The sequence below is a fragment of the Pseudomonas sp. GW458-11-26-14-LB4 genome, from assembly GCF_059423925.1.
In genome coordinates this window covers 227,982-246,889 of sequence record NZ_JBWKYU010000005.1, presented here as the reverse complement: position 1 = coordinate 246,889, position 18,908 = coordinate 227,982, and the positions used below count along the sequence as shown (strand labels likewise).

General features: G+C 59.3%; 20 protein-coding genes. 8 read left to right on the top strand and 12 right to left on the bottom strand.

Annotated features, from left to right (window positions below; all coding sequences use genetic code 11):
- Nucleotides 1-58: 58 nt before the first annotated feature.
- Nucleotides 59-733, bottom strand: coding sequence for a ribonuclease T (gene rnt / locus AC07XZ_RS09350; protein WP_007953196.1), 675 nt, complete (start codon nucleotides 731-733; stop codon nucleotides 59-61).
- The gene (gene pyrC / locus AC07XZ_RS09345) at nucleotides 730-1,776 is read right to left on the bottom strand and encodes a dihydroorotase (RefSeq protein WP_039765844.1); all 1,047 of its coding nucleotides are present in this window, start codon (nucleotides 1,774-1,776) and stop codon (nucleotides 730-732) included. The genes rnt and pyrC overlap by 4 nt, the downstream gene beginning before the upstream one ends.
- 160 nt (nucleotides 1,777-1,936) lie before the next feature.
- Between pyrC and AC07XZ_RS09340 the strand changes: the two genes are divergently transcribed.
- Nucleotides 1,937-2,845, top strand: a complete 909-nt coding sequence (locus tag AC07XZ_RS09340; protein ID WP_007953200.1) for a flagellar protein MotY — start codon at nucleotides 1,937-1,939, stop codon at nucleotides 2,843-2,845.
- A 129-nt stretch (nucleotides 2,846-2,974) separates the two neighbouring features.
- Nucleotides 2,975-4,192 carry an argininosuccinate synthase gene (locus AC07XZ_RS09335; RefSeq protein WP_007953201.1) on the top strand — a complete coding sequence of 406 codons (1,218 nt, stop codon included), beginning with the start codon at nucleotides 2,975-2,977 and terminating at the stop codon, nucleotides 4,190-4,192.
- 158 nt (nucleotides 4,193-4,350) lie between these two features.
- On the opposite strand, the gene AC07XZ_RS09330 is transcribed toward AC07XZ_RS09335, so the two are convergent.
- Nucleotides 4,351-4,935: a hypothetical protein gene (locus AC07XZ_RS09330; RefSeq protein WP_102687203.1), complete on the bottom strand. Its 585-nt coding sequence runs from the start codon at nucleotides 4,933-4,935 to the stop codon at nucleotides 4,351-4,353.
- A gap of 396 nt (nucleotides 4,936-5,331) precedes the next feature.
- Between AC07XZ_RS09330 and AC07XZ_RS09325 the strand changes: the two genes are divergently transcribed.
- Entirely contained in the window at nucleotides 5,332-5,958 is a 627-nt protein-coding gene (locus AC07XZ_RS09325) for a response regulator transcription factor (protein WP_007953203.1), read from the top strand.
- 87 nt (nucleotides 5,959-6,045) lie between these two features.
- On the opposite strand, the gene AC07XZ_RS09320 is transcribed toward AC07XZ_RS09325, so the two are convergent.
- The 8 genes from AC07XZ_RS09320 to metG form a co-directional block, all read right to left on the bottom strand.
- Entirely contained in the window at nucleotides 6,046-6,225 is a 180-nt protein-coding gene (locus AC07XZ_RS09320; protein WP_007953204.1) for a PA3496 family putative envelope integrity protein, read from the bottom strand.
- 107 nt (nucleotides 6,226-6,332) lie between these two features.
- On the bottom strand, nucleotides 6,333-6,971 hold the full coding sequence (gene nth, locus AC07XZ_RS09315; RefSeq protein ID WP_007953205.1) for an endonuclease III: 639 nt from the start codon (nucleotides 6,969-6,971) through the stop codon (nucleotides 6,333-6,335).
- Nucleotides 6,968-7,549 (bottom strand): Rnf-Nqr domain containing protein, encoded by a 582-nt coding sequence (locus AC07XZ_RS09310; protein WP_102687204.1) that lies wholly within the window; start codon nucleotides 7,547-7,549, stop codon nucleotides 6,968-6,970. Before AC07XZ_RS09310 ends, nth begins: the two co-directional genes overlap by 4 nt.
- Nucleotides 7,546-8,151 carry an RnfABCDGE type electron transport complex subunit G gene (locus tag AC07XZ_RS09305; RefSeq protein WP_102687205.1) on the bottom strand — a complete coding sequence of 202 codons (606 nt, stop codon included), beginning with the start codon at nucleotides 8,149-8,151 and terminating at the stop codon, nucleotides 7,546-7,548. Before AC07XZ_RS09305 ends, AC07XZ_RS09310 begins: the two co-directional genes overlap by 4 nt.
- Nucleotides 8,148-9,131: an RnfABCDGE type electron transport complex subunit D gene (locus tag AC07XZ_RS09300; protein ID WP_102687206.1), complete on the bottom strand. Its 984-nt coding sequence runs from the start codon at nucleotides 9,129-9,131 to the stop codon at nucleotides 8,148-8,150. Before AC07XZ_RS09300 ends, AC07XZ_RS09305 begins: the two co-directional genes overlap by 4 nt.
- Nucleotides 9,118-10,332: an electron transport complex subunit RsxB gene (gene rsxB, locus AC07XZ_RS09295; protein ID WP_102687207.1), complete on the bottom strand. Its 1,215-nt coding sequence runs from the start codon at nucleotides 10,330-10,332 to the stop codon at nucleotides 9,118-9,120. The genes AC07XZ_RS09300 and rsxB overlap by 14 nt, the downstream gene beginning before the upstream one ends.
- Entirely contained in the window at nucleotides 10,329-10,898 is a 570-nt protein-coding gene (locus AC07XZ_RS09290) for an electron transport complex protein RnfA (protein WP_102687208.1), read from the bottom strand. The genes rsxB and AC07XZ_RS09290 overlap by 4 nt, the downstream gene beginning before the upstream one ends.
- A 130-nt stretch (nucleotides 10,899-11,028) precedes the next feature.
- Nucleotides 11,029-13,080 (bottom strand): methionine--tRNA ligase, encoded by a 2,052-nt coding sequence (gene metG / locus AC07XZ_RS09285; protein ID WP_102687209.1) that lies wholly within the window; start codon nucleotides 13,078-13,080, stop codon nucleotides 11,029-11,031.
- Nucleotides 13,081-13,235: 155 nt separating this feature from the next.
- On the opposite strand from metG, the gene apbC reads away from it, so the two are divergent.
- On the top strand, nucleotides 13,236-14,330 hold the full coding sequence (gene apbC / locus AC07XZ_RS09280) for an iron-sulfur cluster carrier protein ApbC (protein WP_102687210.1): 1,095 nt from the start codon (nucleotides 13,236-13,238) through the stop codon (nucleotides 14,328-14,330).
- Nucleotides 14,331-14,398: 68 nt separating this feature from the next.
- Here the strand turns inward: apbC and AC07XZ_RS09275 are convergent, their stop codons facing one another.
- Nucleotides 14,399-15,157 carry an SDR family oxidoreductase gene (locus AC07XZ_RS09275; RefSeq protein ID WP_011335726.1) on the bottom strand — a complete coding sequence of 253 codons (759 nt, stop codon included), beginning with the start codon at nucleotides 15,155-15,157 and terminating at the stop codon, nucleotides 14,399-14,401.
- A 160-nt stretch (nucleotides 15,158-15,317) separates the two neighbouring features.
- Here AC07XZ_RS09275 and AC07XZ_RS09270 point away from each other — a divergent pair, with 160 nt between their 5' ends.
- From AC07XZ_RS09270 to groL, 4 genes are all read left to right on the top strand, one after another.
- Nucleotides 15,318-16,049, top strand: a complete 732-nt coding sequence (locus tag AC07XZ_RS09270; RefSeq protein WP_102687211.1) for a HugZ family pyridoxamine 5'-phosphate oxidase — start codon at nucleotides 15,318-15,320, stop codon at nucleotides 16,047-16,049.
- A gap of 65 nt (nucleotides 16,050-16,114) precedes the next feature.
- Nucleotides 16,115-16,591 carry an FxsA family protein gene (locus tag AC07XZ_RS09265; protein ID WP_007953217.1) on the top strand — a complete coding sequence of 159 codons (477 nt, stop codon included), beginning with the start codon at nucleotides 16,115-16,117 and terminating at the stop codon, nucleotides 16,589-16,591.
- A gap of 260 nt (nucleotides 16,592-16,851) precedes the next feature.
- Nucleotides 16,852-17,145 (top strand): co-chaperone GroES, encoded by a 294-nt coding sequence (locus tag AC07XZ_RS09260; RefSeq protein WP_011335724.1) that lies wholly within the window; start codon nucleotides 16,852-16,854, stop codon nucleotides 17,143-17,145.
- Nucleotides 17,146-17,196: 51 nt separating this feature from the next.
- Nucleotides 17,197-18,843: a chaperonin GroEL gene (gene groL / locus AC07XZ_RS09255; protein ID WP_007953220.1), complete on the top strand. Its 1,647-nt coding sequence runs from the start codon at nucleotides 17,197-17,199 to the stop codon at nucleotides 18,841-18,843.
- Nucleotides 18,844-18,908: the final 65 nt, after the last annotated feature.

The following is an 18,908-nucleotide window of genomic DNA, read 5'->3' as shown; positions in this document are numbered from 1 at the left end:
ACAAAAAAACCGGCCCATGTGGCCGGTTTTTTCATGAATGGAAGAAACCCGACGAGTATCAGTCGTCGAAGTCTTCCCAACCGCCCATCTGTTTCCACCGGTTGACGATGCCGCAGAACAGCTCGGCCGTCTTCTCGGTGTCGTAGCGCGCGGAGTGCGCTTCACGGCCATCGAAGTCGATGTCGGCTGCCTGACAGGCCTTGGCCAATACGGTTTGACCGTAAGCCAGACCGGCGAGGGTCGCAGTGTCGAAGCTGGAGAATGGGTGGAACGGGTTGCGCTTCATGTCCAGCCGCGCGACGGCGGCGTTGAGGAAGCCCAGGTCGAAGCTGCTGTTGTGGCCAACCAGAATCGCCCGCTTGCAGCCGTTGGCCTTCAAGGCCTTGCGCACGCCACGGAAGATGTCGGTCAGCGCTGTTTCTTCGCTGACGGCCATGCGCAACGGATGATCGAGCTTGATCCCGGTGAACTCCAGCGCCGCCGCTTCAACGTTGGCGCCTTCGAACGGCTCGACGCGAAAGAAGTAGGTGTGATCCGGGTAGACGAAACCCTTTTCATCCATGGCGATGGTGGTCGCGGCAATCTCCAGCAGAGCGTCGGTGGCCGAGTTGAAACCACCGGTTTCTACGTCGACGACAACCGGCAGGTAGCCGCGAAAACGTGCTGCCATTGGATGGCGCGAACCGCCGCCACCTTGACCGTCCAGTTCGTCGTCGAAATGGTCTTCACTCACGCGTGTTCCTCCAGCAGGCGCCAGCGCAGTTTTTCACCGGCGCGCAGCGGGATAACGGTCAGCTCGCCGAAAGGCAGGCTGGTCGGGGCGGTCCATTCGTCACGAACCAGGGTGATGCGATCGGTGTTCGCCGGTAGGCCGTAGAAACGCGGGCCGTTGAGGCTGGCGAAGGCTTCGAGCTTGTCCAGCGCATTGCGCTGTTCGAAGGCTTCGGCATACAGCTCGATGGCGGCGTACGCGGTGTAGCAGCCGGCGCAGCCGCAGGCGGCTTCCTTGGCGTGCTGGGCGTGCGGCGCCGAGTCGGTACCCAGGAAGAACTTCGCGCTGCCACTGGTGGCCGCGTCGAGCAGAGCTTCCTGATGGGTATTACGCTTGAGGATCGGCAGGCAGTAGAAGTGCGGCCGGATCCCGCCCACCAGCATGTGGTTGCGGTTGTAGAGCAGGTGATGCGCGGTGATGGTCGCGCCGACGTTGGCCGAAGCCTCGTTGACGAACTGCACGGCGTCGCCGGTGGTGATGTGTTCGAACACCACTTTCAGCGTCGGGAAACGCTCGACCACGCGACGCATGTGCTCGTCGATGAAGATTTTTTCGCGGTCGAACACATCGACGTCGCCACGGGTGACTTCACCGTGGATCAACAGCGGCATGCCGACTTCGGCCATGGCTTCCAGCGCCGGGAAAATCTTGTCGATGCTGGTGACCCCGGAATCGGAGTTGGTGGTGGCGCCGGCCGGGTACAGCTTGGCGGCGTGCACGAAACCGCTGGCCTTGGCCTCACGGATTTCTTCGGGCTGGGTGCGGTCGGTGAGGTACAGCACCATCAGCGGCTCGAAACGACTGCCGGCCGGGCGGGCAGCGAGAATCCGCTGGCGATAGCCGTCGGCTTCAGCGGCGTTGCGCACCGGAGGTACCAGGTTGGGCATGATGATGGCGCGACCAAAGGTGCGCGCGACATCCGCAACGGTATTGGTCAACACGGCACCATCGCGAAGATGAATGTGCCAGTCGTCGGGACGCAGCAGGGTCAGGCGGTCGGACATGAGGGGATTCCAGGCGGGTCAAACTGAGGCGAATGCTACCGGAAAAGACTCTTGCAGGCACTCGCTATCAAGTTTTGCGACGAGCGTCCGATATCCCATAGGTATGCCGTAAAGATGTATGTCTCGGTCTTTTTTGTTGTAGAAGCCAATGGAGCCTCCCGTGCGCCAGCGATATTTAGCCTTGCTCAGTGTGTTTGCCAGCCTTCCCGCGATGGCACTGACCTACCAGACCCGTCTGGAGAACATTGAGTGGACGGTCGAGGGCGACAAGTTCGAGTGCCGCCTGACGCAGCCGATCACCGACTTCGGCTCGGGGCAATTCGTGCGCAAGGCCGGCGAGCAGGCGACCTTCCGCCTGAACGCCTACAACGCCATGCTCGGCGGCGGTTCGGCGACCCTGCTGGCAGCGGCTGCGCCGTGGCAGCCGGGACGTGGCGACATCAATCTGGGCACGGTTCGACTGGGCAGCGGCAACGTGCTGTTCAACAGTTCTCAGTCCCAGGCCGGGCAACTGATCAGCGGGCTGATGGACGGTCGCAGCCCGGTGGTACGCCGGGCATCGGGCGATGGTCGGGTGTCGGAAGTGCGCCTGTTGCCGGTCAAGTTCAGCAAGGCGTTCAATGACTATCAGACCTGCGTGGCGAAACTGCTCCCGCAGAATTTCGATCAGGTCAAACAATCGCAGATCGGCTTCCCCGGCGAAGGCATCGAACTGGACGCCGCCGCCAAGGCCAAGCTGCAAGTGATGCTCGAGTACATGAAGGCTGATCCGACGGTCAATCACATCGAACTCGACGGCCACTCGGACAACAGCGGCAATCGCCTGACCAATCGCGAACTGTCGCGTCGCCGCGCGCTGGCGGTGGTCGACTTCTTCAAGGCCAATGGCATCCAGGAATCGCAGATCACCGTGCGTTTCCATGGTGAGCGTTATCCTCTGGTGCCGAACACCAATGCCGCCAACCGGGCCAAGAACCGTCGGGTCAACGTACACCTGGCGCGGGTGGCACCGACGACTGCTCCGGCACCTCAGGCCAGCACGCCTGCCAACACTGCGGCGACTTCCTGACCTGCCGGTCATCGTCGCCCTCTCGACAGATTCTGTCGCTTTGTCGTCTTAAGCTGTCGCGCCTCTGTAAATTATCGCGTTTGAGCGGTAGACTCCTCGGCTTTCCGTAGAACCCCGTGGAGTGATGGCATGGCGGACGTAAACAAGGTCGTTCTGGCGTATTCCGGCGGCCTGGACACTTCGGTGATCCTCAAGTGGCTGCAGGATACTTATAACTGTGAAGTCGTGACCTTCACCGCTGACCTGGGTCAGGGCGAAGAAGTCGAGCCGGCTCGCGCCAAGGCGCAGGCCATGGGCGTCAAAGAAATCTACATCGACGACCTGCGCGAAGAATTCGTGCGTGACTTCGTGTTCCCGATGTTCCGTGCCAACACCGTTTACGAAGGCGAGTACCTGCTGGGTACTTCCATCGCGCGTCCGCTGATCGCCAAGCGTCTGATCGAAATCGCCAACGAAACCGGCGCCGACGCCATTTCCCACGGCGCGACCGGCAAGGGCAACGACCAGGTCCGTTTCGAACTGGGTGCCTACGCACTCAAGCCAGGCGTGAAAGTGATCGCCCCTTGGCGCGAGTGGGACCTGCTGTCCCGCGAGAAGCTGATGGACTACGCCGAGAAGCACGCGATCCCGATCGAGCGTCATGGCAAGAAGAAATCCCCGTACTCGATGGACGCCAACCTGCTGCACATCTCCTATGAAGGCGGCGTGCTGGAAGACACCTGGACCGAGCACGAAGAAGACATGTGGCGCTGGACCGTCTCTCCGGAGAAGGCTCCCGACACCCCGCAATATCTGGAACTGACCTACCGCAACGGCGACATCGTTGCGCTGGACGGCGTTGAAATGACCCCGGCCACCGTGCTGGCGACGCTGAACAAGATCGGTGGCGAGCACGGCATCGGCCGTCTGGACATCGTCGAGAACCGTTACGTCGGCATGAAGTCACGTGGCTGCTACGAAACCCCGGGCGGCACCATCATGCTGCGCGCTCACCGCGCCATCGAATCGATCACCCTGGACCGCGAAGTCGCTCACCTCAAAGACGAGCTGATGCCGAAGTACGCCAGCCTGATCTACACCGGTTACTGGTGGAGCCCTGAGCGTCTGATGCTGCAACAGATGATCGACGCCTCCCAGGTCAACGTGAACGGCGTAGTGCGCCTGAAGCTGTACAAGGGCAACGTGATCGTGACCGGCCGCAAGTCCGACGATTCGCTGTTCGACGCCAACATCGCGACCTTCGAAGAAGACGGCGGCGCCTACAACCAGGCCGACGCGGCGGGCTTCATCAAGCTCAACGCGCTACGCATGCGCATTGCTGCCAACAAGGGCCGCAAGCTGTTCTGAGTCCATCGGGACTTGATGTGAAAAAACGGCCTTGTCTTAATGACAAGGCCGTTTTTTTTGGTGTTTCTTTTTCGACCTGATTGATATCGGTCAGCGTTCCCGTCTTCATCGGCTGTAGATCTTGCATTGCATGGATGTCGCGCTCCGCGTTCTATTTTTTAAAAATTTCCCAATACGGAAATGTTAGATGACTGGGTGTTGTAAATACTAAAGTACGTTGTTCCTTGTGGCGTTTTCGCCTGTTTTGCTGATCTGGCGACATGTTCATTGAGTAAAATGTCCGACACTGCGTCAGTTAAAAAAAGGAATAATCGGGGCGAATGCTTGTTTGGGTGTGGGATTTTTTCCAGTAGCTCCTCTATTTTCAGAGTCGTGTTTTTCTGTCGAGCATCAATGATGTACACCTCGCTCAACGGTTTCGGTAGTTTTATTGGGTATGACCCGCTATTGACGTGTTCGCAGGGTACTTCTGGTGGGTGGGTAGTTGTTTCCTCGAAAGCCTTCAGGAAATTCTTGTCATTATCAAAATCCGAAGGTGCATATAGTGCGCGATAGTTAAAGTTGAGTGTGATGAAAAATAGAAGCAGCAGGTAGAAAGGAAAGGTGATCAGAAACCAGACGTAGATTTCCCGTTCATTGTTATTGAGGAATGGCAGGGAAGCGGCAGCGGAAGTCTCTGATATAAATGCAAAGATGGCGATAACGCTGATCGGGTTGGGTATCTTCTTGTTGAGTTTTAGCATGTTATTTACTCATGGTTTTAGTCTTTCTCGTTGTCTTGGGTTGGGTGGGTGTGAAATGACTGGGTCAGTCTGAGGTGTGTTTTTTGTGTTTATATTAATTCTCGTGTTTGCGATACCGATAAGTTGTATCTGCTGTTTTTTTGTGCTCGATAATAACTCGTGTTTTTTTTCCTTTTTGGATTTGCGGGCGCTCTCTTAAGCAGGGTGGCAGGCGTTCGTCGTCCTGAAAAAAGTTTATGTTTTTGTGTGGGTGAGTCATTTCTGTAGGAATAGTCTTTATTGGCTGTAGGAGGCGTCTCTCGCTACCCGTGTAGAGGAACTTCTCTATGCCATGTAGGAAATGACTACGTTATTGTGCCGGTTCTAAAAATTCGAACAGCGAAACTGGACTTGCCCATGAATAAAGTGCTGATCGTGGATGATCACCCCGTCATTCGTCTTGCGGTACGTATGCTGATGGAACGTCATGGCTACGAAGTCATTGCAGAAACCGATAATGGCGTAGATGCGTTACAACTGGCTCGTGACCAGATGCCGGATATCGTCATTCTGGATATCGGCATACCGAAACTGGATGGACTGGAAGTCATCGCGCGCCTTACAACAAGTGCAATGCCGTTGAAAGTGCTCGTGCTGACGTCCCAGTCACCGGGACACTTCTCCATGCGATGCATGCAGTCGGGGGCGGCGGGATATGTTTGCAAGCAACAGGATCTGACGGAGTTGCTGAGTGCAATCAAGGCGGTACTGTCTGGATACAGCTATTTTCCGAACCAGGCGTTGCACACCGTGCGAACCAGCCTGGGGAATGCCAGCGAGGCGGACATGGTTGATCGCCTGTCCGGGCGCGAGATGATGGTGTTGCAGCAATTGGCGCGCGGCAAGACCAACAAGGAGATTGCCGACGGAATGTTCCTCAGCAACAAGACCGTGAGTACCTACAAGACTCGGTTGTTATTGAAACTCAATGCGCGCTCGTTGGTGGATCTGATTGAACTGGCGCAACGAAACGGCCTTGTCTGAGGGTTTCAGTGGCTGACGGATCATGGGCGGATCGGAATCAGCGTGTGCAGAAAGAGAAAAGCCTCCGTTTCGGGAGGCTTTCAAATGTCAGAGATCAAAATCGTAATCGGCCAACTGCTTCTGCAGTCGGCGCTCCTCAAGCAGGTTGTCGATGGTTCGGCGTTTACTCAAGTTGGTCTTGGCGACTTCAACCACAGGTTCGGCATCATCGGCCTCCGTGGCGATAAAGTCGTCATCCGCTTCCAATTGCTCTTTGCTGGTGCTCATAAGGTCAACTCCAGGCTAAGACTGCCTTTGGCGCTCCTTATATCGATATTCCAGCAGATGGTAAAAAAGATTTTTTCAATCGATAAATCAATAAAACCAATAGCCGCTCAATCATCAGAAGTTTTGTGCTTGTAGTCGCACAGATCTTCGATCCGACAGCTGCCACAACGGGGTTTGCGTGCCAGACACACGTAACGCCCGTGAAGAATGAGCCAGTGGTGCGAGTCGAGCAGGTATTCTTTTGGCACAAACTTCATCAGCTTCTTTTCCACCTCGACCACATTTTTACCCGGTGCAATCCCGGTGCGGTTGCTGACCCGGAAGATGTGGGTGTCCACGGCCATGGTCAACTGGCGGAATGCGGTGTTGAGCACGACGTTGGCGGTCTTGCGGCCAACGCCGGGCAAGGCTTCCAGTTCTTCACGCGTCTGCGGGACTTCGCCATTGTGCAACTCGACCAGCAGGCGGCAGGTCTCGATCACGTTTTTGGCCTTGCTGTTATAGAGGCCGATAGTCTTGATGTACTCGGACAACCCTTCGACACCCAAGGCGTGAATGGCCGCCGGCGTGTTCGCCACCGGGAACAGCTTGGCCGTCGCCTTGTTTACCCCGACGTCCGTCGATTGCGCGGACAGAATCACCGCGATCAACAGTTCGAAAGGCGACGAGTAGGCCAGTTCGGTCTTGGGTTCGGGGTTGTCCTCGTGAAGCCTGCGGAAGATCTCCAGACGTTTTGCGGCATTCATGGGTGATGCGTTTCCTCGGGTAGGTCGGAGGGGCGAGCCCAGGCCTGACGGGCGGCCAGTAACAGTCCAAGCAATATGAAGGCGCCGGGCGCTAGCGTCGCGAAATGCAGGCCGTCGCCGAACAGAATCAAACCTTGCCAGTGTTCCGACAAATGATGGCCGATGCTGCCCTGACCGATCAGTTCACGCAACACCGCGAGCACAATCATCAGTGCGGCAAACAGGCCGTACAGTTTCAGTCGATTACGGACCGACCGGCGAAAAAATCCATTGTGCTCCAGCACGACGCACTGCAAGCCAATCAGCCCGGCATAAAGACTGATCAGTTGATGCCACTGCAGCGCACCGCGTTGCAGAACAATATCGGCGCTGCCGGCCAGGGTCGCGGCCAGTACCAGGCTGACCGGCAACAGGCTCTCGTTGCTCAGGCGCGAGCGCAGCGGTGCCATGCACAAACCGTAAATGCCCACGACAACCGCAAATATCAACAGAGTCGCCAGCGCGCCCGCCACAGAGTCGGTGGCACCGATCAACAACACCAGCATCATCGAGTTCGACAGAGTCGCTGACGTATTCATGGCGCGCTCCCGAGCAGGGTCGTCCGGTGCTCATCGAAATAGCGCAGGGCATCGTGGATGGCATTGATCGCCGCGCGAGATGTAATGGTTGCGCCAGCGATCTGATCGAATTTTCCCTGATCCTTCTTCAAGGCCCACCCGGCATCCGCCGGTTGGTTGCTCGATTTTCCGCGAAAGGTCTGAAGCCAGCCATTTGGCCAGTCGCCGATATGCCCACCCAGCGAAGGCGTTTCGTTTTGCTCGAGGGTTTTGACACCGAGCAATCGGCCGTTGGCGTCGATGGCAATCAGCAACTCGATATTGCCAGCATAACCTTGGGTCTGACTGCGCAGCAGGATCGCCACGGGTTGGCCGCTTTTGCTCGCCCGATAACCGCCCAGCAACAGACTGTGGCTCAGGTTGACGTCGGTCAGCGTCAGAGGTTGTTCAAGCGGCAGATTGTCGTAAGCGTCGAGCGGCAGCACGTCCAGCAGCTTGCGACTTTCAAGCAGACGCTTTTCGGCGGCGATCTGAGGTGCGTTGCTTCGTTGCACCAGCCACGTCACGCCGATGCCCAACGCAGTAATCAACGCCAGTGTGATCAGACTGCTCGTGCGGTTCATGGCGCCACCTGCGTCTGACGGGCCATCGCGAAGCGCTCCAGCGCCGGCACGCACAGGTTCATCAACAGCACCGCAAACGCCACGCCGTCAGGGTAACCGCCCCAGGTGCGAATCACGTAAGTCAGCAAGCCGACGCCGACGCCGAACAGCAGGCGGGCGAGCGGACTTTTTGCCCCCGATACCGGTTCAGTGACGATGAAAAATGCCCCCAGCATCGTCGCGCCACTCAGCAGGTGAAACAGTGGCGAGCCGTGGGAGTCGGATCCCGAACCGTTCCAGCACAGCAGGCTGATCACGAACAGGCTGGCGAGCATGCCGACCGGCGCGTGCCAGCCAAACACTCGACGCTGCAACAAAAACAGTCCACCGGCGAGGAACGCCAGGTTCACCCATTCAACGCCGTGCCCGCCAAAGCGCCCGAATGCCGGATTGCCGGCAAACAGTTCGTCCATGGTCAGGCTTTTATTGATGCGCAGACTGTCCAGCGCGGTGGCCTGAACCCAGGCATCCGGTTGCGCGCCCAGATTGAACAGCTGGCCAAAAGCCGCCGCCAGATCCATGCCATGGCCCGGCCAGTGGGTCATCGGCTGAGGAAACATCACCATGGCCAGCGCGAAGCCGAGCATGGCCGGATTGAACGGGTTTCGGCCCACGCCACCGTAGAGATGCTTGCCCAGCAGCAGGCCCGAGGCGATCGCCGTGACCGTCAGCCACCACGGGCAATAGGGCGGCAGCGCGATCGCCAGCAGCGTGGCGCTGACCACTGCGCTGCCATCGGTCAAGGTGGCCTGCAGAGGTTGCCGACGCAGATGAGTCACGGCAGCTTCAACGCCCAAGGCCGTGACAACGGACAGGATCAGGTTGATCAGCACGCCCCAACCGTAAAACCAGAACAACGCCAGCCATCCCGGCAATGTCGCCAGTAAAACCAGCTTCATTGCCTGTTGCAGGCGCTCGTCTCCGGTTTCAATGGATGACATGGGCTTTTACCTGCTGCTCTGCTTCTTGCAGGCGGGCGCGGGCCTTTTCGAGGATATCGGCGGGCGTGCCGTCGCGCCGTTGCAGTTTGTTCAGATCGGCGCGAGCGTAGGCCAGTTCGGTTTTCAGTTTACGAAGGTGGTCGTCGATCGGACGTTTCTCGACACGCACAAGCTCGGGCGCCGGTTGATCGCTGGCCGCTTCGGCGTTGTGCAACGCCTGTTCGGCGTCACGCAGCGCTTGCTCCAGTAAGGCGATCTCGGCTGGCGGGGCTACTGCGGTTTGCGCCTTTTTCAGCTCGGCGCGGCGCATCGCCAACTGGATTTTCGCCCGCTTCAGATCGGCGTCCTTTGCCGGGGCGGCCACGACCGGCGCAGGTGCCGCGCTGTTTTCCAGCTTCGCCAGTGCCTGTTCGGCCGCCTCGAACTGCTGTTGCAGGAGGATCAATTGCGATTGCTGATCGAAGGTCGGCGGATGACCGAACGCCTTGAGCGACTTGTTCAATTGCGCCCGGCTCATGGCCACGTCGATCTTGGCTTTTTTCAGCGCAGCATCGGCGGTCGCGGCCTTTTGCGCGCGCACCCGCTCCAGCGCCGCCTGCACCGGATCGAGCGTGGTGGCGGCGACTTCGACCTGTGCCGCGCGCTGTGCCCGGGCCTCGCGCTCGGCCTGCTTCTGCTGTTCTTCGCGTTGCAGGCGAGCATTGCGCCGTTCAAAGCGTTGTCGGGCGTGATCGCGTTTGGCCGCGCGGGCCTGTTGTTCTTCAAGGCTGGCGGCCAGACCGCCTACCACCGGCAGTGTGCCCAAAGGCAGCGGGTGCATCTCGATGCAATCGACCGGGCAGGGCGCCACGCACAGATCGCAACCGGTGCATTCGTCGATGATGACGGTGTGCATCAGCTTCGCTGCGCCGACTATGGCGTCGATCGGGCAGGCCTGAATGCACTTGGTGCAGCCGATGCATTCGGCTTCGCGGATGTAGGCCACTTGCGGCGGCGCCGAACCGCGACTGATGTCCAGCTCCAGCACCGGGATTTTCAACAGTTCGGCCAGCGCCGCGATGGTTTCGTCGCCACCCGGCGGGCACTTGTTGATCGGCTCGCCTTCGGCAATGCCTTCAGCGTAGGGTTTGCATCCGGGATGGCCGCACTTGCCGCATTGGGTCTGCGGCAGCAGGGCATCGATGCGTTGAATCAGACTCATGTTTTGATCAGTCCACTGAATCCGAGAAAAGCCACGGCCATCAGTCCGGCGCCGATCAACAGGATCGGCAGGCCACGAAAGGGCAGGGGAATATCGTTGTCGGCCGTGCGCTCACGCAAATCGCTGAACAGGCTCAACACCAGCCAGAAACCCAGACCGGCGCCAAGGCTCAGCGCTGTCGCATGAAACAGGCCTTTGTCCGCTTGCGCGTTGATCAGCGTCAGCCCCAGCACACCGGCATTGCCCAGCAGCAGCGGCCACAAACCGTCGAACGGCATATCGGGTCGCCAACGCGTCAGCAACTTCAGCAACGGCGTGATCAGCAGGACGCTCAGCGGCAGGAATACAAACAGCCGCAGGAATTCCAGTTGCAACGGCACCAGTAGCCAATGCCAGATCGCATAACCCGCCACGCCGACAATCAGCATCAGGCACAACGTTGCCAGCCCCAGCGCATGTACCTGACGGCGTTCGCCGGCCAGCAGCGGATCGACGCCCAGCGGCCAGTGCAACACAAAGTTGTTGATCAGCGCAGCACTGAAGAGCGTAAGCACGAGTTCGGTCATGGTTCTGCCGGTGGCAACGGGGGGGGTCACTTAAGGTTAGGCATTATCCGGCAGCCGTGGAGGGCGGGCCAGATATGAAAAATCCCACAGGCGCACGGAGCACGCCTGTGGGATCTGTCAGGGCAGAACCTTACTTGATGCGCTGACCCGGCTTGGCGCCGCTATCCGGGCTCAGCAGGTAGATTTCTTCACCGCCAGGGCCAGCCGCCATCACCATGCCTTCGGAGATGCCGAACTTCATTTTCCGTGGCTTGAGGTTGGCGATCATCATGGTCAGGCGACCGTCGAGCTTGGACGGATCCGGATAAGCGCTCTTGATCCCGGAGAACACGTTGCGTTGCTCGTCACCGATGTCGAGGGTCAGACGCAGCAGCTTGTCCGCGCCTTCGACGTGTTCGGCCTTGACGATCAGCGCCACACGCAGGTCGACGGCGGCAAAGGTGTCGAAGTCGATTTCCGGCGACAGCGGATCCTTGTCCAGTTCGCCGTTGCCGACAGGCGCGGCGGCGCCGGTGTCGGTCTGGCTGGCGGTCAGGTCTTCTTTCGAGGCGTCGGTCATGGCTTGCACTTTTACCGGGTCGATGCGGGTCATCAACGGTTTGAATTCGTTCAACTGGTGGTTGGCCAGCAGGGTGGTGTGGTCGTTCCAGGTCAGCGGGGCGACGTTGAGGAACGCCTCGGCATCGGCGGCCAGCACTGGCAACACCGGTTTGAGGAAGATCACCAGCTGGCGGAACAGGTTGATCGCCGTGGCGCAGACCGCCTGGACTTCATCCTGCTTGCCTTCCTGCTTGTTCAGCGACCATGGCGCCTTGTCGGCGATCCAGGCATTGGCGCGGTCGGCCAACGCCATGGTTTCGCGCATGGCACGGGCGAAGTCGCGGGCCTCATAGGCGTCGGCGATGCTCGGCGCAGCAGCCAGGAACGCTTCGGTCAGTTCCGGCGCGGCGTTGGTGTCCACCAGCAGACCGGCGTTGCCCTTCTGGATGAAACCGGCGCAACGGCTGGCGATGTTGACCACTTTGCCGACCAGGTCGGAGTTGACCTTCTGCACGAAGTCTTCGAGGTTCAGGTCGAGGTCGTCCACGCCACGGCCCAGTTTGGCCGCGTAGTAGTAGCGCAGGTATTCCGGCGACAGGTGATCCAGGTAGGTACGGGCCTTGATGAAGGTGCCGCGAGACTTGGACATCTTCTGACCGTTGACGGTCAGGTAGCCGTGCACGTTGATCCCGGTCGGCTTGCGGAAACCCGCGCCTTCGAGCATCGCCGGCCAGAACAGGGCGTGGAAGTTGACGATGTCCTTGCCGATGAAGTGATACAGCTCGGCGGTGGAATCCTTGCCCCAGAACGCGTCGAAGTCCAGCTCCGGCGTGCGGTTGCAGAGGTTCTTGAAGCTGGCCATGTAGCCGATCGGCGCGTCCAGCCACACATAGAAGTACTTGCCTGGCTCGCCCGGGATCTCGAAGCCGAAGTACGGTGCATCGCGGGAGATGTCCCACTGTTGCAGGCCGGCGTCCAGCCATTCGGCGATCTTGTTGGCCACGGCGTCTTGCAGGGTGCCGCTGCGGGTCCAGGCCTGCAGCATTTCCTGGAAGTCCGGCAGCTTGAAGAAGAAGTGCTGGGAATCCTTGAGCACCGGGGTGGCGCCGGAGATTGCCGACTTCGGATCCTTCAGGTCGGTCGGCGCGTAGGTTGCACCGCATTTTTCGCAGTTGTCGCCGTACTGGTCTTCGGTGCCGCATTTCGGACAGGTGCCCTTGATGAAGCGGTCGGCCAGGAACATTTTCTTTTCCGGGTCGAAATACTGGGTGATCGAACGTTGGGCGATGTGTCCGGCGTCACGCAGCTTCAGGTAGATCTGGCTCGACAGCTCACGGTTTTCTTCGGCGTGAGTGGAGTGGAAGTTGTCGAAGTCCACCAGGAACTCGGCAAAGTCGGCGCTGTGTTCGGCCTGGACGTTGGCGATCAGTTGTTCCGGGGTGATGCCTTCCTTTTCCGCGCGCAGCATGATCGCCGAACCGTGGGCGTCGTCGGCGCAGACATAAATGCACTGATTGCCGCGATGCTTCTGGAAGCGCACCCACATATCGGTCTGGATGTATTCCAGCATATGGCCAAGGTGGATCGAACCGTTGGCGTAGGGCAGGGCGCTGGTGACGAGAATCTTGCGTGGTTCGGACATGTGGGGCTTCGCTACTTGATGAAACGGAGGTCGGCCACTATAAAGCGCCGGGAAAGATATTTCACCTCTGCAAATCGTTGCCGGGCATGCCGTCCGGAGGACAGAAGGGGTAGGATACCCGCCATCTTTTCCCAGTCTTGTTATCGGAGTTGCCCATGAGTGCCGTCACTCGCGCAGCGGTGGAAGCCGTCCTCAGCCAATACACCGACCCTTACCTGAACCAGGATCCGGTCAGCGCCGGTTGCGTGCGCAACATCGAAATCACCAGCGATCGCGTCAGCGTGCAACTGGAAATCGGTTATGCCGCCGGTCTGTTCAAGAGCGGCTGGGCGCAATTGCTGCAACTGGCCATCGAAAACCTCGACGGCGTGGTGTCGGCCAAGGTTGAAGTCAACAGCGTGATCGCCGCGCACAAGGCCCAGGCCCAGATCCCAGGGCTGGCCAACGTCAAGAACGTGGTCGCCGTGGCATCGGGCAAGGGCGGTGTGGGCAAATCCACCACCGCCGCCAACCTGGCGCTGGCGCTGGCTCGCGAAGGTGCGAAGGTCGGGATTCTCGACGCCGATATCTACGGCCCGAGTCAGGGCATCATGTTCGGCATTCCCGAGGGCACCCGACCGCAGATCAAGGATCAGAAGTGGTTCGTGCCGTTGCAGGCCCATGGCGTGGAAGTGATGTCGATGGCGTTCCTGACCGACGACAACACGCCGATGGTCTGGCGCGGGCCGATGGTCTCCGGCGCGCTGCTGCAACTGGTGACGCAAACCGCTTGGGGCGACCTGGATTATCTGGTGATCGACATGCCGCCAGGCACCGGCGACATCCAGCTGACCCTGGCGCAGAAAGTCCCGGTGGCCGGTGCTGTGATTGTCACGACACCGCAGGATCTGGCGCTGCTGGACGCGCGTAAAGGCGTGGAGATGTTCCGCAAGGTCAACATTCCGGTGCTGGGCGTGGTGGAAAACATGGCCGTGCACATCTGCTCGAACTGCGGACACGCCGAGCATCTGTTCGGTGAGGGCGGTGGCGAGAAGCTGGCGACCCAGTTCGGCGTCGAGCTGCTGGCTTCGTTGCCGCTGTCGATGCTGATCCGCGAACAGGCCGATGGCGGCAAGCCAACGGTGATTTCCGAGCCGGACAGCCAGATCGCCATGGTTTACCAGGAGCTGGCCCGCCACGTCGGCGCGCGGATCGTGTTGCAGGAAGCGGCTTCGCCGGCGATGCCGAACATCACCATCAGCGACGATTGATGGCTGTGGTTTAAACAAAAACGCCCCGGTGCCTGTGCACCGGGGCGTTTTTCATTACGCGACAGAGGTCAGATGCGCAACCCGCCATCCATCTCCAGAATCCGGCCGGTGTAGTAGTCGTTCTCGAAGATGTACGCCGCCGAATGGGCGATTTCTTCCGGCTTGCCCATGCGCTTGAGCGGAATGCCCGAGGTCATTTTCTCCAGCGCTTCGGGTTTCATGCCCAGGGTCATCTCGGTTTCGATGAAGCCCGGTGCAATGCCCGCCACGCGAATGCCGTAGCGCGCCAGTTCCTTGGCCCAGGTCACGGTCGCTGCCGCCACACCGGCCTTGGCGGCGGAGTAGTTGGTCTGGCCGACGTTGCCCGCGCGGGAGATCGACGAGATGTTGATGATCGCGCCGCTGTTCTTCAGCTCGACCATTTTCGCCGCCACTTCACGGGTGCAGAGGAACACGCCGGTCAGGTTGACGTCGATCACCGCCTGCCACTGGGCCAGGCTCATCTTGGTCATCTCGCCGTCCTTGACCTTGAGCAGCAGGCCGTCGCGCAGGATCCCGGCGTTGTTGATCAGGCCGTGGATCGCGCCGAAATCTTCGGCGACCTGGGCAACCATGTGCGTGACCTGCTCTTCGTTGGCGACGTTGCACAGGTAGCTGCGTGCTTCGACACCCTTGGCCTTGCAGGCCGCGACGGCGTCATCGAGTTTTTCCTGGTTCAGGTCGACCAGCGCCAGCTTCGCGCCCTTGCCTGCGAAATACTCGGCCATCGAGCGGCCCAAGCCTTGGCAACCGCCAGTGATAATGATTACTTTGTCGTTGAGTTGCATTCGCATGCCCCCGAGAGCAGGTCAGAGTGGTCCTTACAGGTAGCCTCTCGATCTGCACCGGCCAGCAGCCTGTTGCACATGAGAACTGCCCGATGGCGAGTGGGACAAAACCCATGCGCCTGTCCGTTTTGTCGACGGATTCTATTTAAGGAGTCATAAATTGAGCGTTGAAGCGGCTAAGAATGCCCGAGAATTGCTTCTCAAGGAATACCGTGGCGTGCTGTCGACCCACTCCAAATCAATGCCCGGTTTTCCATTCGGCTCTGTGGTTCCCTACTGCCTGGACGACCAGGGCCGGCCGCTGATCCTGATCAGCCGCATCGCCCAGCACACTCACAATCTGCAGAAAGATCCGAAATGTTCGCTGCTGGTGGGCGAGCGCGAGGCTGACAATGTGCAAGCCGTTGGTCGCCTGACCTATCTGGCCGAGGCGGAAAAACTCGAAGACGCTGCCGCAATCGAAGCCGCCGCCGAGCGTTACTACCGCTATTTCCCCGATTCGCAGAATTACCACAAGGCCCACGATTTCGATTTCTGGGTGCTCAATCCGGTGCGCCATCGCTACATCGGCGGTTTTGGCGCGATCCACTGGGTCGATCACCTGACCCTGGCCAACCCGTTCGCCGGCAAGGCCGAAATCAGCATGGTCGAGCACATGAACAGTGACCACGCCAAGGCCATCGCCCATTACGTCGACCTCGCCGGTCTGCCGAAAACCGTACCGGCGCAACTGGCCGGGATCGACACCGAAGGCATGCACCTGCGCATCGGTCAGGCGCTGTACTGGCTGCCGTTTCAAGCGCCTTGTCATACGCCGATACAAGTGCGCGAGGCCTTGGTTTCTCTGGCTCACGCCGAGGTCTGGCCAAAAAATGCGGTGGCCGACGCTTGAATTCACGAAAGGGCGACGTCATCTAAGGCTTACTGCAAGGCATTTCTTGCGTTGAGGAAACTTTGATGCGCCCTTTTTTGTTGCTCTTTCTGCTGTTCCCGGTGTTGGAGCTGTTCGTATTCGTCAAAGTGGCAGGATCGATCGGATTTTTCCCGGCCCTGCTGCTGATCATTCTCGGCTCGATGTTCGGCGTGTTTGTGCTGCGCGTCGCCGGGCTGGCCACCGCACTGCGTGCCCGTGAAAGCCTGAACCGCGGCGAACTGCCTGCGCAAACCATGCTGGAAGGCCTGATGCTGGCCCTGGCCGGTGGTCTGTTGATCCTGCCGGGCTTTATCAGCGACGTGGTCGGTCTGGTGCTGCTGTTGCCGTTCAGTCGTCGACTGGTCGCCAACAAGATGCGCCAGCGTGCCGAAGAACAGGCCATGCGCCAGCGAGCGTTCGCCGATGACCTGCAACCTCGCGGCGGTCCTGCACCGCGCCAGCCTCTTGGCCGCGAAGGTGATGTGATCGAAGGCGAATTCGAACACCGCGACACCAAGTAACTTCTACGTCGACACGGCACCTTCGGGTGCCGTGTTCGTTTGTGGGGCGAATTCATGCAATGTGCGTGAAAATTTTTTAGCCCCCGCCCTTGTAATAAGCTTATGCGCCCTTATGTATCGGTCACCGAAAGGTTTCCGACATTTTGAGTCGGACAGACTTCCGCGGTTCGCTCGACGAGCCGCAACCGGCGCAGGCCGGATTCGTTAAACCCGCCGGGACTACACCGGCCGATGAAAACCACAATTAGGAGAGATCGACAATGAAGCTTCGTCCTCTGCATGACCGCGTCGTCATCCGTCGCAGCGAAGAAGAAAAGAAAACCGCTGGCGGTATCGTCCTGCCAGGTTCGGCTGCTGAAAAAGCCAACCACGGTGAGATTCTGGCTGTAGGCCCGGGCAAGGCACTGGAAAGCGGTGAAGTGCGCGCACTGTCCGTGAAGGTAGGCGACAAGGTTGTGTTCGGTCCGTACTCCGGCAGCAACACTGTGAAAGTCGACGGCGAAGACCTGCTGGTAATGAGCGAGAACGAAATCCTCGCCGTTATCGAAGGCTGATTACCCCCGTTCATTTTCCCGCTACTACAAAGTATTTAAGGAATATCGATCATGGCTGCTAAAGAAGTTAAATTCGGCGATTCCGCCCGCAAGAAAATGCTGGTTGGCGTAAACGTCCTGGCTGACGCGGTAAAAGCGACCCTGGGCCCGAAAGGCCGTAACGTGATTCTCGAGAAGAGCTTCGGCGCTCCGACCATCACCAAGGACGGCGTTTCCGTCGCCAAGGAAATCGAACTCGAAGACCGTTTCGAAAACATGGGCGCGCAGCTGGTCAAAGACGTTGCCTCCCGTGCCAACGATGACGCTGGTGACGGTACTACCACCGCTACCGTTCTGGCTCAGTCGATCGTCAACGAAGGCCTGAAAGCCGTCGCTGCCGGCATGAACCCGATGGACCTGAAGCGCGGTATCGACAAAGCGACCATCGCGATCGTCAAAGAACTGAAAGCCCTGTCCAAGCCATGCGCCGACACCAAGGCTATCGCTCAGGTAGGCACCATCTCCGCCAACTCCGACAACTCCATCGGCGACATCATTGCCGAAGCCATGGAAAAAGTCGGTAAAGAAGGCGTGATCACCGTTGAAGAAGGCTCGGGCCTGGAAAACGAACTGTCGGTTGTAGAAGGCATGCAGTTCGACCGTGGCTACCTGTCCCCGTACTTCGTCAACAAGCCGGACACCATGGTTGCCGAGCTGGAAGGCGCGCTGATCCTGCTGGTCGACAAGAAGATCTCGAACATCCGCGAAATGCTGCCAGTGCTGGAAGCCGTTGCCAAAGCCGGCCGTCCACTGCTGATCGTTGCCGAAGACGTTGAAGGCGAAGCCCTGGCGACTCTGGTCGTGAACAACATGCGTGGCATCGTTAAAGTCGCAGCCGTCAAGGCTCCAGGCTTCGGCGACCGTCGCAAGGCCATGCTGCAGGACATCGCTGTTCTGACCGGCGGTACCGTTATCTCCGAAGAGATCGGCCTGAGCCTGGAAAGCACCACCCTGGAACACCTGGGTAGCGCCAAGCGCGTGACCCTGTCCAAGGAAAACACCATCATCGTTGACGGTGCTGGCGTTCAAGGCGACATCGAAGCCCGTATCGCTCAGATCCGTGCCCAGGTTGCCGAGACTTCCTCGGACTACGACCGTGAAAAACTGCAAGAGCGTCTGGCCAAGCTGTCCGGCGGCGTTGCAGTGATCAAGGTTGGCGCCGGTTCCGAAGTTGAAATGAAAGAGAAGAAAGCCCGCGTTGAAGACGCCCTGCACGCAACCCGCGCAGCCGTTGAAGAAGGCGTGGTACCTGGCGGTGGCGTTGCGCTGATCCGCGCTCTGGAAGCCCTGACCGAACTGAAAGGCGACAACGCTGACCAGAACGTCGGTATCGCTGTACTGCGCCGCGCTGTTGAAGCGCCGCTGCGCCAGATCGTTGCCAACTCCGGCGACGAGCCAAGCGTGGTTGTCGACAAGGTCAAGAACGGCGAAGGCAGCTTCGGCTACAACGCTGCTACCGGCGAATACGGCGACATGATCGAAATGGGCATCCTGGACCCAACCAAGGTCACCCGTTCGGCTCTGCAAGCTGCAGCCTCCATCGGCGGTCTGATCCTGACCACCGAAGCTGCTGTTGCTGACGCACCGAAGAAAGAAGGTGCAGCTGGCGGCGGTATGCCAGACATGGGCGGCATGGGTGGCATGGGCGGCATGATGTAAGCCAGCCTCACCCTGTAACGAAAAACCCCGTCTGCGAAAGCAGACGGGGTTTTTTCTTGCCCGCG

What these genes read in the sequence shown, in the direction of transcription:
- groL (WP_007953220.1), top strand. Translation starts at nt 17,197, where the DNA reads ATGGCTGCTAAAGAAGTTAAATTCGGCGATTCCGCCCGCAAGAAAATG.
- AC07XZ_RS09320 (WP_007953204.1), bottom strand. Translation starts at nt 6,225, where the DNA reads ATGAGCACCAGCAAAGAGCAATTGGAAGCGGATGACGACTTTATCGCC.
- metG (WP_102687209.1), bottom strand. Translation starts at nt 13,080, where the DNA reads ATGTCCGAACCACGCAAGATTCTCGTCACCAGCGCCCTGCCCTACGCC.
- AC07XZ_RS09335 (WP_007953201.1), top strand. Translation starts at nt 2,975, where the DNA reads ATGGCGGACGTAAACAAGGTCGTTCTGGCGTATTCCGGCGGCCTGGAC.
- AC07XZ_RS09275 (WP_011335726.1), bottom strand. Translation starts at nt 15,157, where the DNA reads ATGCAACTCAACGACAAAGTAATCATTATCACTGGCGGTTGCCAAGGC.
- AC07XZ_RS09260 (WP_011335724.1), top strand. Translation starts at nt 16,852, where the DNA reads ATGAAGCTTCGTCCTCTGCATGACCGCGTCGTCATCCGTCGCAGCGAA.
- AC07XZ_RS09305 (WP_102687205.1), bottom strand. Translation starts at nt 8,151, where the DNA reads ATGAACCGCACGAGCAGTCTGATCACACTGGCGTTGATTACTGCGTTG.
- rsxB (WP_102687207.1), bottom strand. Translation starts at nt 10,332, where the DNA reads ATGAGTCTGATTCAACGCATCGATGCCCTGCTGCCGCAGACCCAATGC.
- apbC (WP_102687210.1), top strand. Translation starts at nt 13,236, where the DNA reads ATGAGTGCCGTCACTCGCGCAGCGGTGGAAGCCGTCCTCAGCCAATAC.
- AC07XZ_RS09300 (WP_102687206.1), bottom strand. Translation starts at nt 9,131, where the DNA reads ATGTCATCCATTGAAACCGGAGACGAGCGCCTGCAACAGGCAATGAAG.
- pyrC (WP_039765844.1), bottom strand. Translation starts at nt 1,776, where the DNA reads ATGTCCGACCGCCTGACCCTGCTGCGTCCCGACGACTGGCACATTCAT.
- AC07XZ_RS09330 (WP_102687203.1), bottom strand. Translation starts at nt 4,935, where the DNA reads ATGCTAAAACTCAACAAGAAGATACCCAACCCGATCAGCGTTATCGCC.
- AC07XZ_RS09325 (WP_007953203.1), top strand. Translation starts at nt 5,332, where the DNA reads ATGAATAAAGTGCTGATCGTGGATGATCACCCCGTCATTCGTCTTGCG.
- AC07XZ_RS09310 (WP_102687204.1), bottom strand. Translation starts at nt 7,549, where the DNA reads ATGAATACGTCAGCGACTCTGTCGAACTCGATGATGCTGGTGTTGTTG.
- AC07XZ_RS09265 (WP_007953217.1), top strand. Translation starts at nt 16,115, where the DNA reads ATGCGCCCTTTTTTGTTGCTCTTTCTGCTGTTCCCGGTGTTGGAGCTG.
- nth (WP_007953205.1), bottom strand. Translation starts at nt 6,971, where the DNA reads ATGAATGCCGCAAAACGTCTGGAGATCTTCCGCAGGCTTCACGAGGAC.
- AC07XZ_RS09290 (WP_102687208.1), bottom strand. Translation starts at nt 10,898, where the DNA reads ATGACCGAACTCGTGCTTACGCTCTTCAGTGCTGCGCTGATCAACAAC.